The following is a 12,095-nucleotide window of genomic DNA, read 5'->3' as shown; positions in this document are numbered from 1 at the left end:
TTGGAGGAACCCGTGGCACAAGACGTGCTCACCGACCTGAATAAGGTCCGCAACATCGGCATCATGGCCCACATTGATGCCGGCAAGACCACTACCACCGAGCGCATTCTGTTTTACACGGGTGTTAACCACAAGCTCGGTGAGACCCACGATGGTGGCGCGACCACCGACTGGATGGAGCAGGAGAAAGAGCGCGGCATCACGATCACCAGTGCCGCGGTGACCTGCTTCTGGAACAACAACCAGATCAACATCATCGACACCCCGGGCCACGTCGACTTCACCGTTGAGGTAGAGCGCTCACTGCGCGTGCTCGACGGTGCTGTTGCTGTGTTCGACGGCAAAGAGGGCGTTGAGCCCCAGTCTGAGACCGTTTGGCGTCAGGCAGATAAGTACGAGGTTCCTCGTATCTGCTTCGTGAACAAGATGGACAAGATGGGTGCCGACTTCTTCTTCACCGTCGACACGATCGTGTCACGTCTCGGTGCGAAGCCACTCGTCATGCAGATTCCCATCGGCGCTGAAAACGACTTCATCGGTGTTGTCGACCTGCTCACCATGAAGGCTTTCGTCTGGGAGGGCGACTCGAAGGGTGACGTTACCCTCGGTGCGAACTACGAAACCCAGGAGATCCCTGCCGATCTGCTCGAGAAGGCCAAAGAATACCGCGAGAAGCTCGTTGAGACGGTCGCTGAGACTGACGACGCACTCCTCGAGAAGTTCTTCGGCGGCGAAGAGATCAGCATTGATGAGATCAAGGGTGCGATCCGCAAGCTTGTTGTCAACAACGAGATCTACCCAGTCTTCTGTGGCTCGGCGTTCAAGAACCGCGGCATCCAGCCCGTTCTCGACGCAGTCGTTGACTACCTCCCGAACCCCCTCGATGTTGGCGCTATTGAAGCGCACGACCCGAAGGATGAGTCGGTTGTTATCGAGCGTTTCCCAACCGAGGAGAGCCCCTTCTCGGCACTCGCGTTCAAGGTTGCTGTGCACCCGTTCTTCGGTCGCCTCACCTACGTTCGCGTGTACTCGGGCAAGATTCCCTCGGGCACCGCGGTACTCAACTCAACCAAGGGCAAGCGCGAGCGTATCGGTAAGATCTTCCAGATGCACGCCAACAAGGAGAACCCTGTTGACGAGCTCATGGCAGGCAACATCTACGCCGTTGTTGGTCTCAAGGACACGACGACCGGTGACACGCTCTGTGCGCAGGACGCTCCCGTTGTTCTCGAGTCGATGACCTTCCCTGAGCCCGTGATTGAGGTTGCTATTGAGCCCAACACCAAGGGTGACCAGGAGAAGCTCGGCACGGCAATTCAGAAGCTTGCTGAAGAGGACCCGACGTTCCGCGTGAGCCTCAACCCCGAGACCGGCCAGACCGTGATCGCGGGCATGGGCGAGCTGCACCTCGACATCCTTGTTGACCGCATGAAGCGCGAATTCAAGGTTGAAGCGAACGTTGGTAAGCCACAGGTTGCCTACCGTGAAACGATTCGCAAGACGGTTGAGAAGTACGACTACACCCACAAGAAGCAGACCGGTGGTTCAGGTCAGTTCGCTAAGGTTCAGATCGCACTTGCTCCGCTCGAGACCGACACCGACAAGGTGTACGAGTTCCAGGACAAGGTCACCGGTGGTCGTATTCCTCGTGAGTACATTCCCTCAGTTGACGCTGGTATCCAGGACGCAATGCAGTACGGCATTCTCGCTGGCTTCCCACTCGTGAACGTCAAGGCGACGTTGCTCGATGGCCAGTACCACGATGTTGACTCGTCAGAGATGGCGTTCAAGATCGCCGGTTCGATGGCGTTCAAAGAGGCTGCTCGTCTCGCGAACCCCGTACTGCTTGAGCCCATGATGGCCGTTGAAGTACGTACCCCTGAAGAGTACATGGGCGACGTTATCGGCGACCTCAACTCACGCCGCGGTCAGATCCAGTCAATGGAAGACGCAAGCGGTGTCAAGGTAGTACGTGCACTCGTACCGCTTTCAGAGATGTTCGGGTACATTGGTGACCTGCGGTCGAAGACCTCAGGCCGTGCAGTGTTCTCGATGGTCTTCGACTCATACGCTGAGGTTCCGAAGGCTGTGGCCGATGAGATCGTTCAGAAGGCTAAGGGCGAGTAACCTTGCCCAAGAGCAGGGTTTCCCGCATAATAATCCGGGAAGCCCTGCGCTCAGCTCGCATCAAGCGCTCTGAGCAAGTAATATAATTACAAACCGTATTTTCCCGCTTTCGAAAACCGTCGAAAGCCGGGCAAGTACCCAACGTCCTGAGGAGGACCTATAGTGGCTAAGGCCAAGTTCGAGCGGACTAAGCCGCACGTTAACATCGGAACGATCGGTCACGTTGACCACGGTAAGACGACTCTTACCGCTGCGATTTCGAAGACCCTCGCTGATCACTACCCGTCAGAGACGAACGTTCAGCGCGACTACGACCAGATCGACTCGGCTCCTGAAGAGCGCCAGCGCGGTATTACCATCAACATCTCGCACGTTGAGTACGAGACCCCGAAGCGCCACTACGCGCACGTTGATGCACCAGGCCACGCTGACTACATCAAGAACATGATCACCGGTGCTGCCCAGATGGACGGCGCAATCCTCGTGGTTGCTGCTACCGACGGCATGATGGCACAGACCAAGGAGCACATCCTCCTTGCGAAGCAGGTCGGCGTTCCTTACCTCCTCGTTGCACTCAACAAGTGCGACCAGGTCGACGATGAGGAAATCCTCGAGCTCGTCGAGATGGAGGTCCGCGAGGAACTCTCGAAGCAGGGCTTCCCTGGTGATGACGTTCCCGTCATTCGCACTTCAGGCTACGGCGCACTCCAGGGCGAAGAGAAGTGGGCTAAGTCCATTCTCGAGCTCATGGAAGCTGTCGACGACAACATTCCCGATCCCGTGCGTGACCGCGACAAGCCATTCCTCATGCCCGTTGAGGACGTCTTCACGATCACTGGTCGTGGAACCGTTGTTACCGGCCGTGCAGAGCGTGGTACCCTCGCGATCAACTCTGAGGTCGAGATCGTTGGTCTCCGCGACACCCAGAAGACGACCGTTACCGGTATCGAGATGTTCCACAAGCAGCTCGACGAAGCATGGGCTGGCGAGAACTGTGGTCTCCTGCTCCGCGGTACCAAGCGCGAAGATGTAGAGCGTGGTCAGGTTGTTGTTGCTCCTGGTTCAATCCAGCCGCACACCAACTTCGAGGGCACCGCTTACATCCTCAAGAAGGAAGAGGGCGGCCGTCACAACCCGTTCTTCACCAACTACCGCCCCCAGTTCTACTTCCGTACGACTGACGTCACCGGCGTCATCTCACTGCCCGAGGGCACCGAGATGGTTATGCCTGGCGACACCACCGACATGACGGTTGAGCTGATCCAGCCAATCGCTATGGAAGAGGGCCTCGGCTTCGCAATCCGTGAGGGTGGCCGCACCGTTGGTGCAGGCACCGTTACCAAGGTTATTGCGTAAGTAGTTCCTGAACGATGACCCCGGCAGTAATGCCGGGGTCATCGTCATTTTGGCGGTCATTCGCCGATAACACAGGACCCTGAGCCAGAGAACGATGGCAAAGGGAGTATCCTCGTAAAGAAAGAAAAACTCGCGAAGTCAGGGGAATACGTGACATCGAAAGTGCTCGGCCGTGTGAGGCACTTCACGCAAGCGTATGGCGCACTCTACTTTGCCGACGCCCTTTCATGGGCTGGTGCCATCATTGTGGCGCTTATCCTGCGCTTCGATTTTGATACCCATCGCATCAACTGGCAGAGCACGCTCTTTGTGATCGGGGTCACTGCGGCGTTTCAGCTGCTGGGCGGTTGGGTCTTCTGGCTGTACCGAAACCGCTACGAGATCGGAAGCTTCGACGAGGTTCGCGCGCTCGTGCTCAACACCAGCGCCGTCGTGGTCGTCTCCTGGTTCGTTGCCTTTCTCGTCGGCTATGGAAATGGAATCCCGCGATCAACGATGATCATCGCGGCTCCGATCGCCTTTAGTTTTATGGGCGTCACGAGGTATCTCGTGCGTATCGCTTCAGAACAACAGCTCAAACCTGGCCGTGAAGCAGACCGGGTCATCATCTACGGCGCTGGTTACGTCGGTACACTGACGGTGCGCCGCCTGCTCACCGATGTACAGGCTCAGATGCTTCCCGTGGCAATGCTCGATGATGACCCCAAGAAGAGCAACACCGAGGTGCGTGGCGTTCGCGTGATGGGCACGCTCGAAGACCTTGTGCGCGTTGCCGACGAGACCAGGGCCAACATGATCATGGTGTGTATCGGCTATGCAGACTCAAGGCTCATGCGCCGCACGAGCGAACTCGCTGAAGAAGCGGGGCTCACGGTTATGGTGCTGCCGCCCATCGAGCAGATCATGCACGGCTCGAGTGAGCTCTCAGACGTGCGTGCACTATCGATCGAAGACCTCATTGGCCGTTACCCGGTGAGCCTTGAGACTGAGTCAATCGCCTCGTACCTTGCTCAGAAGACCGTGCTCGTCACGGGAGCTGGCGGATCGATCGGCTCTGAACTGTGCCGTCAGCTGGTTCGCTTCGCCCCTCGTGAGATCGTCATGCTCGACCGAGACGAATCTGCGCTCCAAGAAACGCAGATCTCGATTCGTGGACACGGGCTGCTCGACACGAGCGACGTCGTGCTGGCCGATATTCGCGACGCCGAGAATCTTGAGACGGTCTTTCTTGAGCATAAGCCAGACGTTGTGTTTCACGCTGCAGCGCTCAAGCACCTCCCAATGCTCGAGCAGTACCCTGAGGAAGCTTGGAAGACCAACGTTCAGGGCACCCTGAACGTTCTGCGTGCTGCTGAGGCGGCAAACGTGCACACGTTCGTGAACATCTCGACCGACAAAGCGGCCAACCCGACGAGCGTACTGGGGCACTCCAAGCGAGTCGCAGAAAAGTTGACCGCCTGGATGGCGAAAGAGACCGGTGGGCGTTACCTCTCAGTTCGCTTTGGCAACGTTATTGGCAGCCGCGGCTCAATGCTGCCGACGTTTAAGCGTCTGATCGAGCAGGGCGGCCCCCTCACCATCACGCACCCTGATGTCACGCGGTACTTCATGACGATTCCTGAGGCTTCGCAACTCGTCATCCAGGCCGGCGGTATCGGTCGGCCAGGCGAGGTGCTTATTCTCGACATGGGGGAGCCCGTGAGCATTCTCGACGTGGCAAGGCGGATGATTGAGTCGTCGGGCAAAGACATCGATATCGTCTATACGGGACTGCGGCACGGTGAGAAATTGCACGAGGAACTCGTGACGCTTGATGAGGGCGATGAGCGCCCCTTCCATAATAAGATTTCGCACGCGCGGGTCGACTGGCTCGCACCAGACGGGCTTGATCACGACACGTGGATCGCGCGAATGGATCTCACCGACGAGGCCGAAGGGCGAATAGCGTGACCCCGACGATGATCGTGGTGGCGGTTTTCGGGCTGACGCTCGCGCTGTCGCTCCTGCTGCCGAAGCTTGTCAAGCCATTGCTCGTTCGCCTCGGCATCATGGACGTGCCGAATGAACGCTCCTCGCATGAGCGCCCGGTGATCCGCGGCATTGGCCTCGCAGTGCTCATTGCGATGGCCGCTGGCTATCTCGGTGGGCTCCTCAGCCTCACCGGCGCAAACGACTGGGGCTTGTTGCTCGTCGTCACGGGCGCTTCGCTCGCGAGCGGTGTGCTCGGACTCGGAGAAGACCTGCGCGGTGTGAGCGTTCCCGTGCGGAGTCTCTCGCTGCTCCTCATTGGGGGAGTGGCCGCCGCGGCGCTCGTATGGCCAGCCTGGTCGACCGGGGCCGCAACCTTTGGCTGGGGCGGCGCGTTCGACCGCAGTGAACTTCCGCTATGGGTCCTTCTGTTGCTCGTCGTGTATGCGGTCCTGTTTATCTCGAGCTACATCAACGTCGCGAACTTTATGGATGGGCTGAACGGTATCAGCGGTTTCCATGCCGTTATAGCGGGGCTGACCTTCGCGGCTGTCGGCCACGTGACTGAGATGACCTGGCTCGGCGTCGCAGGTGCGGTTATTGCTGCTGGCTTTCTCGGTTTCCTGCCGTACAATCTCACAAAACCCGGCGCCTTCCTCGGAGACGTTGGTAGCTACCTGCTCGGCGGCGCAGTTGCCGTTACGAGCTTCGCAGCGCTCATGGCTGGGGTACCCATGCTCGCAACAATTGGGCCCATGGTCATTTACTTTGGTGATGTCGGTGTGACGCTCGTGAAGCGCGTTCGCGCCGGCTACAAGTGGGATGAGCCCCACAAGGAGCACACCTACCAGCGTATTCAACAGCTTGGTTACTCGCATACCGCAGCCTCGGCGATCACAGGGCTGTGCACCGCGGCAACCTCCTCGCTTGGCCTGGTGAGCCTCTGGGTTGACGGCTGGTGGCAGCTCGGTTTGCTTGCTCTAGGGTTCGTGGTCTTGGGCGTCTATCTTGCGCTTCCGCGCTTGCTGCCGCGGGGCCGATCCACCAATCTCTAGAAAACGACACGCCCGGGTTGCGCGGTAGCCGGTGGTGTGTGAGAATTGATTGGTTCAGTATTCCGCAATTCTTTTGCGGATCACCGCTCAAGCGTGCGTGACCGCCCCGTTCGGGGTAGGGAGTGCCCTGGGCGGCGAACATTTCTTCATGACAGTGCAGCGTTCTTCGCTGTCTCGAGTGGGGCGTGACGAACAGTCACGAATTTGACAGGTGAATAGCGAACACGCACTCCAGTGGTGCATGAACGTTTTACACGAAGACGTCCAATGTCAGGTTTCGGCCTGGGTATGACGCAACAGAAAGAGAGAGTCACATGGCGGGACAAAAGATCCGCATTCGACTGAAGTCGTATGACCACGAAGTCATCGACAGCTCTGCACGCAAGATCGTCGACACGGTCACTCGTGCAGGTGCAACTGTAATTGGCCCCGTGCCGCTGCCCACTGAGAAGAACGTGATCGCTGTGATCCGCTCACCTCACAAATACAAGGACAGCCGCGAGCACTTCGAGAAGCGCACCCACAAGCGCCTCATCGATATCGTTGACCCGACTCCAAAGGCTGTTGATTCGCTCATGCGTCTCGACCTGCCCGCCGATGTCAACATCGAGATCAAGCTCTAGGGGGTCAAGCGCATATGTCATCAGTAAAGAACGTAAAGGGCCTGCTCGGCACCAAGCTCGGCATGACCCAGGTATGGGACGAGAACGGCGCAGTCGTTCCCGTAACCGTCGTTGAGATTGCTCCCAACGTCGTAACCCAGATTCGTACGCAGGACGTAGACGGCTACTCAGCAGTGCAGATTGCTGCCGGCCAGATCGACCCGCGTAAGGTAAACAAGCCCGCTTCGGGCCACTTCGAGAAGGCAGGCGTTACGCCGCGTCGTCACCTCACCGAGGTACGTACGCCCGACGCAGCCAGCTACGAACTGGGCCAGGAGCTCACCGTTGCAGAGACCTTTGAAGCAGGACAGCTCGTTGACGTTGTCGGCACTTCAAAGGGCAAGGGCTTTGCAGGCACCATGAAGCGCCACAACTTCGGTGGCGGCGCTGCATCACACGGTGCACACCGTAACCACCGCAAGCCCGGCTCGATCGGCGCATCGGCTACCCCTGGTCGCGTATTCAAGGGTAAGAAGATGTCAGGCCGCATGGGTGGCGACCGCGTTACCGTTCAGAACCTCAAGGTTCACGCGGTTGACGCTGATCGCGGTCTTGTGCTCATCAAGGGTGCAATCCCAGGTGCTGCGGGTCGTCTCGTTTTCATCCGCAACACAGTGAAGGGGGCGTAGTCCATGGCTACCGTAACTCCAGCAAAGGTAACGTTCCCAGCGGAGATCTTCGACGCTCCGACCAACGTGCCGCTCATTCACCAGGTTGTCGTCGCACAGCTCGCAGCTGCGCGTCAGGGCACCCACAAGGTGAAGACTCGTGGCGAGGTTTCGGGTTCGGGTACTAAGCCGTTCAAGCAGAAGGGCACCGGCCGCGCTCGTCAGGGCTCGATCCGTATGCCTCAGCACACCGGCGGTGGCATTGTTCACGGCCCAGTCCCACGCGATTACTCACAGCGCACCCCGAAGAAGATGGTTGCAGCGGCTCTCCGCGGCACCCTTTCGGACCGCGCTCGCGCAGGCCGCGTTGTTGTTCTCGACGCAATCGTCGGTGACAAGCCCAGCACCAAGCAGGCTCGCACCGCTCTCGAGAGCGTTGTACAGGGCAAGCGCGTGCTCGTTATCACGGAAGCAACCGAAGAGTCGACGATTCTTTCGGTACGCAACCTGCCGAACGTACACGTGATCGAACACGGTCAGCTCAACGCATACGACGTGGTCGTCAGCGACGACATCGTCTTCACCAAGGCCGCCTTCGACGCTTTCGTCGCAGCGCGTACTGCTAAGGAGGACTCGAAGTAATGAGCCTGAACAAGAACCCACACGACGTGATTCTGCGTCCCGTGGTGTCAGAGAAGAGCTACACGCTCATCGACACGAACGGCCAGTACACCTTCGAGGTTGAGCCCACTGCAAGCAAGACCGAGATCAAACTCGCTCTTGAGCAGATCTTCGACGTAAAGGTCGCAAAGATCAACACGCTTAACCGCAAGGGCAAGACGCGCCGTACCCGCTTCGGCATGGGCAAGCGCAAGGACACCAAGCGCGCCATTGTCAAGCTGAGCCAGGGCACCATCGACATCTTCTCGGCTGCATAAGCCTGAAACGAAGAGGAACGTAGAATTATGTCAATTCGTAAGTACAAGCCGACGACTCCCGGTCGTCGTGGCTCGAGCGTGGCAGATTTCGCTGAGATCACCCGCTCGACCCCAGAAAAGTCACTGGTACGCCCCCTTCCCAAGACGGGTGGCCGTAACAGCTCAGGTCGTATCACTACTCGCCACATCGGTGGTGGGCACAAGCGCCAGTACCGCGTCATCGACTTCCGTCGTAACGACAAGGACGGTGTCAACGCCAAGGTAGCTCACATTGAGTACGACCCGAACCGTACCGCTCGCATCGCGCTGCTGCACTATGTAGATGGCACGAAGCGTTACATCCTTGCTCCCGAGAAGCTCCACCAGGGCGACATCGTTGAGTCAGGTGCAAAGGCTGATATCAAGCCCGGTAACAACCTTCCGCTGAAGAACATCCCGACGGGTACCGTCGTGCACGCGATCGAGCTCATGCCCGGTGGCGGAGCTAAGCTTGCTCGTTCAGCAGGAACCTCGGTTCGCCTCGTCGCTAAGGATGGCCCTTACGCACAGCTCCGTCTCCCCTCGGGCGAGATCCGCAACGTCGACGCCCGCTGCCGTGCAACGGTCGGCGAGGTCGGCAACGCAGAGCAGTCGAACATCAACTGGGGTAAGGCAGGCCGTATGCGCTGGAAGGGCGTTCGCCCGACCGTTCGCGGTGTTGTCATGAACCCGATTGATCACCCACACGGTGGTGGCGAAGGCCGCACCTCAGGTGGTCGTCACCCAGTGTCACCGTGGGGCCAGAAGGAAGGCCGCACTCGCCGTCCGAATAAGGCAAGCGACAAGCTCATTGTTCGCCGCCGTAATGCAAACAAGAAGCGCTAGGAGATAGAAGATGCCTCGTAGTCTTAAGAAGGGCCCCTTCGTCGACAACCACCTCCTTGACAAGGTGGTCGCGCAGAACGAAGCAGGCACGAACAATGTCATCAAGACTTGGTCACGTCGCTCGATGATCATCCCGGCAATGCTCGGGCACACCATCGCAGTGCATGACGGTCGCAAGCACATTCCCGTTTTCGTCACGGAAACCATGGTTGGCCACAAGCTCGGTGAATTTGCACCGACTCGCACCTTCCGCGGTCACGTGAAGGACGACAAGAAGGGCCGTCGCCGCTAAGCGCGGTGACGCTAAGGAGAGAGATAATGGTCGAATCAATCGCACGTGTGCGTCACATTCGCATCACCCCGATGAAGGCCCGTCGTGTCGTTGACCTCATTCGCGGCCGTCAGGCTGAGGAAGCACTCGCTATCCTCAAGTTTGCGCCGCAGGCAGCGGCAGAGCCCGTGTTCAAGCTCGTCGAATCGGCGATTGCAAACGCACGCGTGAAGGCCGACAACGAAAACCTTCCCTTCAACGAAGACGAGCTCGTTGTAGCTCGTGCATTCGTTGACGAGGGTGCAACGCTCAAGCGTTTCCGCCCCCGTGCTCAGGGACGCGCATTCCGCATCAACAAGCGCACCAGCCACATCACGGTTGTCATTGCCAGCCAGGATGAGCTCGCGCAGTCGAAGGGAGCCAAGTAAATGGGCCAGAAAATTCATCCCTATGGCTTCCGCCTCGGGATCACCACTGATCACGTTTCGCGTTGGTTCTCTGACTCGAAGCAGCCAGGTCAGCGTTACGCCGATTACCTTGCAGAAGACATTCGCATTCGCGAGCACCTCACTGAGAAGCTCGACCGTGCGGGCGTTTCACGCGTAGAGATCGAGCGCACGCGTGACCGCGTTCGCGTTGATATTCACTCAGCACGCCCCGGCATCGTTATCGGCCGCCGTGGTGCAGAGGCAGAGCGCATTCGTAGCGAGCTCGAAAAGCTCACCGGTAAGCAGATTCAGCTCAACATTCTCGAGGTTAAGAACCCCGAGGCCGACGCTCAGCTCATCGCTCAGGGCGTTGCAGAGCAGCTTGCTGCACGCGTGGCTTTCCGTCGCGCAATGCGTAAGGGCCTCCAGGGCGCTCAGCGCGCAGGCGCAAAGGGTGTTCGCATCCAGGTTTCGGGTCGTCTCGGCGGCGCAGAAATGAGCCGTTCAGAGTTCTACCGCGAAGGCCGCGTTCCCCTTCACACCCTCCGTGCCAACATCGATTACGGCTTCTACGAGGCCAAGACCACTTTCGGTCGCATCGGTGTGAAGGTATGGGTTTACAAGGGTGATCTCACCAACAAGGAACTCGCACGCGAGCAGGCCAACCAGAAGCCTTCACGCGAGCGCAGTGACCGCCGTCGCGGGCCACGCAACAACGCCCCGGCACCTGAGGCTGCACCCGTTGCAGCAGGAGCGGAGAGCTAAACATGCTGATTCCACGTCGAGTCAAGTACCGTAAGCAGCACCACCCGAGCCGTAAAGGCCAGGCAACTGGTGGCACGAAGGTCACCTTCGGTGAATACGGCATTCAGGCAGTAACCCACGCATACGTGACCAACCGTCAGATCGAGGCAGCTCGTATCGCGATGACCCGTCACATCAAGCGTGGCGGTAAGGTCTGGATCAACATTTACCCAGACCGTCCCCTCACCAAGAAGCCAGCCGAGACCCGCATGGGTTCAGGTAAAGGCTCACCTGAGTGGTGGGTAGCAAACGTCAAGCCAGGGCGCGTGATGTTCGAGGTAGCAGGTGTTGATGAGCAGCTCGCTCGTGAAGCACTCACTCGCGCAATTCACAAACTCCCCATGAAGGCACGCATTATCAAACGTGAGGAGGGCGACGCGTAATGGCCATCGGAACGAAGGAACTCGCCATCAGCGAGCTCGATACATTCGAAAACGAGCGCCTCGAAGAGGAACTCAAGAAGTCGAAGGCTGAATTGTTCAACCTCCGCTTCCAGTCAGCAACCGGCCAGCTCGAGAGCCACGGCCGTGTTCGCCAGGTGAAGCGCGACATCGCACGTATCTACACCGTCATTCGCGAGCGTGAGCTCGGAATTCGTACGACGCCCGTAGCAGCTCCCGCAGCAGCGCCTAAGAAGAAGGCAGCCGCTAAGAAGAGCGAAAAGGCAGAGACTGCCGCTGAAACGAAGGAGGCCTAACCATGGCAAAGGTCGAAACTCAGACCGCTGACCAGCAGGCCGAGCAGCGCGGTTACCGCAAGGCTCGCCGCGGCTACGTTGTCAGCGACAAGATGGACAAGACCATCGTTGTCGAGGTAGAGGATCGCGTTAAGCACCCTCTCTACGGCAAGGTCATGCGCCGCTCAACGAAGGTGCACGTACACGATGCAGGTAACACCGCAGGCATCGGTGACCTCGTGCTCATTCACGAGACTCGCCCCTTGAGCGCTACTAAGCGCTGGCGCCTCGTTGAGATTCTCGAGAAGGCGAAGTAAGCGGTTTTCCGTTTACTGCAT

15 protein-coding genes are annotated in these 12,095 nt (G+C 58.7%); all 15 read left to right on the top strand.

Annotated features, from left to right (window positions below; genetic code table 11):
- Positions 1-12: 12 nt before the first annotated feature.
- The 15 genes from fusA (at position 13) to rpsQ (ending at position 12,074) form a co-directional block, all read left to right on the top strand.
- The gene (fusA, locus tag JSO19_RS02410) at positions 13-2,127 is read left to right on the top strand and encodes an elongation factor G (RefSeq protein ID WP_270909521.1); all 2,115 of its coding nucleotides are present in this window, start codon (positions 13-15) and stop codon (positions 2,125-2,127) included.
- Between the two features lie 162 nt (positions 2,128-2,289).
- Complete coding sequence (gene tuf, locus JSO19_RS02405; protein ID WP_270909520.1) at positions 2,290-3,483, top strand: elongation factor Tu; 1,194 nt, start codon at positions 2,290-2,292, stop codon at positions 3,481-3,483.
- A 150-nt stretch (positions 3,484-3,633) separates the two neighbouring features.
- A complete protein-coding gene (locus JSO19_RS02400; protein WP_270909519.1) occupies positions 3,634-5,433 on the top strand; it encodes a polysaccharide biosynthesis protein in 1,800 nt (599 codons plus the stop codon).
- Entirely contained in the window at positions 5,430-6,506 is a 1,077-nt protein-coding gene (locus JSO19_RS02395) for a UDP-phosphate alpha-N-acetyl-D-fucosaminephosphotransferase (protein ID WP_270909518.1), read from the top strand. The genes JSO19_RS02400 and JSO19_RS02395 overlap by 4 nt, the downstream gene beginning before the upstream one ends.
- A gap of 314 nt (positions 6,507-6,820) precedes the next feature.
- Positions 6,821-7,129 carry a 30S ribosomal protein S10 gene (gene rpsJ / locus JSO19_RS02390; RefSeq protein ID WP_010156393.1) on the top strand — a complete coding sequence of 103 codons (309 nt, stop codon included), beginning with the start codon at positions 6,821-6,823 and terminating at the stop codon, positions 7,127-7,129.
- Between the two features lie 14 nt (positions 7,130-7,143).
- Complete coding sequence (rplC, locus tag JSO19_RS02385) at positions 7,144-7,797, top strand: 50S ribosomal protein L3 (protein WP_270909517.1); 654 nt, start codon at positions 7,144-7,146, stop codon at positions 7,795-7,797.
- Between the two features lie 3 nt (positions 7,798-7,800).
- A complete protein-coding gene (rplD, locus tag JSO19_RS02380; RefSeq protein WP_270909516.1) occupies positions 7,801-8,418 on the top strand; it encodes a 50S ribosomal protein L4 in 618 nt (205 codons plus the stop codon).
- On the top strand, positions 8,418-8,714 hold the full coding sequence (rplW, locus tag JSO19_RS02375) for a 50S ribosomal protein L23 (protein WP_217131619.1): 297 nt from the start codon (positions 8,418-8,420) through the stop codon (positions 8,712-8,714). The genes rplD and rplW overlap by 1 nt, the downstream gene beginning before the upstream one ends.
- A 27-nt stretch (positions 8,715-8,741) precedes the next feature.
- The gene (gene rplB / locus JSO19_RS02370) at positions 8,742-9,578 is read left to right on the top strand and encodes a 50S ribosomal protein L2 (protein WP_217131621.1); all 837 of its coding nucleotides are present in this window, start codon (positions 8,742-8,744) and stop codon (positions 9,576-9,578) included.
- A 10-nt stretch (positions 9,579-9,588) separates the two neighbouring features.
- Positions 9,589-9,870, top strand: coding sequence for a 30S ribosomal protein S19 (rpsS, locus tag JSO19_RS02365; protein ID WP_217131623.1), 282 nt, complete (start codon positions 9,589-9,591; stop codon positions 9,868-9,870).
- Positions 9,871-9,896: 26 nt separating this feature from the next.
- Positions 9,897-10,277, top strand: coding sequence for a 50S ribosomal protein L22 (gene rplV / locus JSO19_RS02360; RefSeq protein WP_217131624.1), 381 nt, complete (start codon positions 9,897-9,899; stop codon positions 10,275-10,277).
- Positions 10,278-11,042 carry a 30S ribosomal protein S3 gene (gene rpsC, locus JSO19_RS02355; RefSeq protein ID WP_270909515.1) on the top strand — a complete coding sequence of 255 codons (765 nt, stop codon included), beginning with the start codon at positions 10,278-10,280 and terminating at the stop codon, positions 11,040-11,042. It begins immediately after the preceding gene.
- Positions 11,043-11,044: 2 nt separating this feature from the next.
- On the top strand, positions 11,045-11,464 hold the full coding sequence (rplP, locus tag JSO19_RS02350) for a 50S ribosomal protein L16 (RefSeq protein ID WP_270909514.1): 420 nt from the start codon (positions 11,045-11,047) through the stop codon (positions 11,462-11,464).
- Positions 11,464-11,778: a 50S ribosomal protein L29 gene (gene rpmC, locus JSO19_RS02345; protein WP_217131630.1), complete on the top strand. Its 315-nt coding sequence runs from the start codon at positions 11,464-11,466 to the stop codon at positions 11,776-11,778. Before rplP ends, rpmC begins: the two co-directional genes overlap by 1 nt.
- A 2-nt stretch (positions 11,779-11,780) precedes the next feature.
- Complete coding sequence (gene rpsQ / locus JSO19_RS02340; RefSeq protein WP_217131632.1) at positions 11,781-12,074, top strand: 30S ribosomal protein S17; 294 nt, start codon at positions 11,781-11,783, stop codon at positions 12,072-12,074.
- Positions 12,075-12,095 lie beyond the last annotated feature (21 nt).

Source organism: Leucobacter sp. UCMA 4100 (assembly GCF_027853335.1).
GTDB lineage: Bacteria > Actinomycetota > Actinomycetes > Actinomycetales > Microbacteriaceae > Leucobacter_A.
Note: the sequence above shows the minus strand (reverse complement) of the source record. Positions and strands in the feature narration are given on the sequence as shown.

Coding starts and splice junctions, on each gene's coding strand:
- rpsJ (WP_010156393.1), top strand. CDS start 6,821: ATGGCGGGACAAAAGATCCGCATTCGACTGAAGTCGTATGACCACGAA.
- rplC (WP_270909517.1), top strand. CDS start 7,144: ATGTCATCAGTAAAGAACGTAAAGGGCCTGCTCGGCACCAAGCTCGGC.
- rplD (WP_270909516.1), top strand. CDS start 7,801: ATGGCTACCGTAACTCCAGCAAAGGTAACGTTCCCAGCGGAGATCTTC.
- rplW (WP_217131619.1), top strand. CDS start 8,418: ATGAGCCTGAACAAGAACCCACACGACGTGATTCTGCGTCCCGTGGTG.
- rplB (WP_217131621.1), top strand. CDS start 8,742: ATGTCAATTCGTAAGTACAAGCCGACGACTCCCGGTCGTCGTGGCTCG.
- rpsS (WP_217131623.1), top strand. CDS start 9,589: ATGCCTCGTAGTCTTAAGAAGGGCCCCTTCGTCGACAACCACCTCCTT.
- rplV (WP_217131624.1), top strand. CDS start 9,897: ATGGTCGAATCAATCGCACGTGTGCGTCACATTCGCATCACCCCGATG.
- rpsC (WP_270909515.1), top strand. CDS start 10,278: ATGGGCCAGAAAATTCATCCCTATGGCTTCCGCCTCGGGATCACCACT.
- rplP (WP_270909514.1), top strand. CDS start 11,045: ATGCTGATTCCACGTCGAGTCAAGTACCGTAAGCAGCACCACCCGAGC.
- rpmC (WP_217131630.1), top strand. CDS start 11,464: ATGGCCATCGGAACGAAGGAACTCGCCATCAGCGAGCTCGATACATTC.
- rpsQ (WP_217131632.1), top strand. CDS start 11,781: ATGGCAAAGGTCGAAACTCAGACCGCTGACCAGCAGGCCGAGCAGCGC.